The following is a 3,229-nucleotide window of genomic DNA, read 5'->3' as shown; positions in this document are numbered from 1 at the left end:
TGCTGTCCTTTTCCGGCGCCGAAAGCGATCGGCCTGCGCCCGATGGACCGTGTCCAGGATCCGGGGTCAAGGCCCAGGTGAGGTGATCTTTGTGGTGTGGACACACCTGACAATGGATCTTGTTGATCCTGGAAGGTGTAGACCACGTGGCAAGGCCCTCGAAGTACAGTGCGGAGTTCCGGTCCGACGCGATCGCGTTGTGGCGGGCTTCGGCCGGCCGGCGGACGTTCAGGGACGTCGCGGCCGATCTGAACGTCAACCCCGAGACACTGCGGACCTGGGTGCGTGACGCAGACGGCCGTCCGGCCGCGGCCGGCGCGCCGCAGGACACCGAGGCCGAGCTGGCCCGGCTGAGAGCGGAGAACGCCCGGCTGGCCAAGGCCGAGAAGGAATGGCAGCTCGAGCGGGAGATCCTGCGCCGGGCAGCCGCCTGTTTCGCCCGGGAGATGAAGTGAAGACCGCCGCTTGGGACTTTGTCTCCGCCCACGCCGAGGTCTTCGGCATCAAGCGGATATGCCGGACGCTGGAGGTCTCCCGTTCGGGCTACTACCGGTGGATCGCCGGCGCCGAGGTGCGGGCCGCCCGGCAGGCGGACGAGGACGCCCTGGCCGCCGAGATCCGCGACATCCACGCCGAACACCACGGCAACTACGGGGCACTTCGCGTCCATGCCGAACTACGCGGTTTCGGTCACACGGTGAACCGCAAGCGGGTCGCACGGCTGATGCGCAAGCACCAGATCGTCGGCCGCCACCTGCGCAAGAAGAAGCGCACGACCGTTGCGGACCGGCTCGCGCCGCCGGTGCCCGACCTGGTCCAGCGGGACTTCACCGCCGGCACACTGGATGAGAAGTGGTGCGGCGACATCACATACGTGCAGGTCGGAGCCACATGGCTCTACCTCGCCTGCGTCATCGACATCCGCTCCCGCAGGGTACTCGGCTACTCGATGGCCCCGCACATGCGCGCCGGACTCGTCATCGACGCGCTCCGGGCCGCGATCGCGGCCCGTGGGGGTGACGTCACCGGAGTGATCTTCCACGCGGACCGCGGATCGCAATATACGTCCGCCGCGTTCGCCCAGGTCTGCGACCAATACGGCATCCGCAGGAGCATGGGCAGAGTCGGCTCGAGTTACGACAACGCCCTCGCCGAGAGCTTCTGGCAGGGCCTGAAACGAGAAACGATGAACGGGAAGCTGTTCTCGACGATGCGGCAGGCGAGGCTGGCGATCTTCGAGTGGCTCATCTACTACAACGCCCGCCGACGCCACAGCGCGCTCGGCTACCTTTCCCCGATGGAGTTCGAACAGCAGCACCACAAGGCAACTAAACTCTCACTCGCAGCATGAACCCCTGTGTCCACACTCCGGGGGTCACCTCAAACCCCAGTACCCCCCGCGGGGCGGTCTGTGGGAATTCAGGCTCATCGCATCGACCTGGTGCACGCCGGGAGCTGGCGGCTCGGCTACCTCGCCGTGCCCCCGCCCCGCCCACGCCCGTGCCGTGCGGGCTGTTCAGGAGGCCACCGCCGTGCCCGAATCCGTGCAGTACGCCGGCCTGGTGGTACTGCACGGCCTGAAGGCAGCGGAACGCAACAGGCAGCACGTCATGGACAACCGCGATGCGGTGCTTCCCGGTCCTGATTGCGCTCGGCCTGACACCCGACACGCCCGACGGGGGTGGTAACGCCTGCTGGACTGCTCCCGGACCGGGGTGGCGGCGGACGCGTCCGCGGACCGACTCCTGAGGGAGAGGAGGCCGTGGTGGTGGCCCCCGCGGACGGCTTCGCCGGCCCACCCGTGCCGGACGGGCGGGGTCGCGTGATCACCTCCACGTGCGCTTCCCCGCACCAGAGCCTGGTCCGGATCTCCCTGTGCGGCGATCCCGGCGTGTTCCGGCGAAAAGTGGAACTCCTCACGGACTTCGTCGGCGAACTCACCGCTCACATCAATGGATCTCTGTGATCACCCACGCCGATTGACGGCTACTCGATCCGCTCCATCCGCCGCGACCCGGCCCGGCTTCGTGGACCCGAACCCCTGTCCCTGGGCACGGGGTCGCGCCTCCCATGGCCGCGACCTCGCCCGTCCGAGTCCGCAGGCGAAGACCATCGCCAGGGCATTGACGGCGTACGGCGCCGTCGTCGCCGACAACGGCGCCGCTTGACCAGCGGTACGCAGGACGCTGCACCTGACCGCGAACTGATGGGGCGGCCCCCACCGCGCCTCTGAACCGGACATCCTCCGTGGCGAATGCCGCACCCCAGGAATGGAGCATTTCTTACTCTCATACCGGAAAAAGCGGACGGTACGCTGCACGCACAAGGAGGCACAACAGGTGAATCACATACAGAAGATCGCGGCATCTGCCGTCGCGGCAGGCGCTCTGTCCTTCTCCATGACTATGTTCTCGGCGTCCGCCGCGGAGGCCTCGACGGGTTGGTACGACATAGAGGTACAGTTTGACAACCTGACGCTCAGCGACATCCACGACTGCGATTTCCTCGAAGCCTACGGCTGCGAAAGCGTCGAGATGTACGGCGCCTTCTCGATGGTCAACGCCGAGAACCCGGACTGGCACAATTACGAGCCGAATTCCACCTACCGAGACTTTCTCAGCTCGTACAACTGGGAGCGATCGGGTAGGGCAGGCACCACGTGGACAGACTGCGGATACTGGGACCAGTGCTATCTGACGGGCGTCAACGCCAACAAGTACAGCGTCCCCAATGACCTTGTCTCGCGGTCGACGGCCAACGTCCCCTACGGCCTCTGCCACAGTGACAGGCGGGACACGTGCACCAACTTCGACTTCGCCACGAGCGGTAGCTCCAGCAGCATCAAGATGCGCGCACAGATCGGCAACCACTTCTCGATCGGTGCGGACTGGTGGGACCATGACGACATGTGGGGTGACGACGCCGTTTGCGTGACCAAGGTGGACAAGGTGCTGGACACCACGCTGGCGAACACGCCCCTCTCCTCAGGGTCCTTCTTCGGCGCGGAGGGCACCGCTGACTGCAAGGTGAACTACACCATGAAGGTCACGCGGGTCTCCTAGGCACTGCTTCTTGGATCATGTCCGGAGCCAGATGATGAGGGCTGCGAGGGTGACGGTGCCGAGGTATATGTAAGCGCGTTTCTCGTAGCGTGTGGCGACGGCGCGGAAGCCCTTAGAACTGCTATCGGAATGACTTCAGGCGTCGCCAGCAGATGAGCGAGCAGGCG

At 65.8% G+C, this 3,229-nt stretch carries 2 protein-coding genes and 1 pseudogene; 2 read left to right on the top strand and 1 reads right to left on the bottom strand.

Translation table 11 applies throughout. The features are described 5' to 3' along the window. The first annotated feature begins 146 nt into the window (after positions 1–146). A protein-coding gene (locus ACFWW8_RS38320) for an IS3 family transposase (protein WP_386537503.1) occupies positions 147–1,351 on the top strand; the annotation gives its coding sequence in 2 pieces (ribosomal slippage) (positions 147–387 and positions 387–1,351; 1,206 coding nt in all). Between the two features lie 988 nt (positions 1,352–2,339). Further along, a complete protein-coding gene (locus ACFWW8_RS38315) occupies positions 2,340–3,062 on the top strand; it encodes a hypothetical protein (RefSeq protein ID WP_386537500.1) in 723 nt (240 codons plus the stop codon). Positions 3,063–3,077: 15 nt separating this feature from the next. Here the strand turns inward: ACFWW8_RS38315 and ACFWW8_RS38310 are convergent. Continuing rightward, positions 3,078–3,176: pseudogene (locus tag ACFWW8_RS38310) on the bottom strand (IS5/IS1182 family transposase); the annotation flags it as partial. Positions 3,177–3,229 lie beyond the last annotated feature (53 nt).

The sequence above is a fragment of the Streptomyces sp. NPDC058701 genome (assembly GCF_042715295.1).
Taxonomy (GTDB): Bacteria; Actinomycetota; Actinomycetes; order Streptomycetales; family Streptomycetaceae; genus Streptomyces.
The sequence above is the reverse complement of the archived record's forward strand: the minus strand, read 5'-3'. Positions and strand labels throughout refer to the sequence as shown.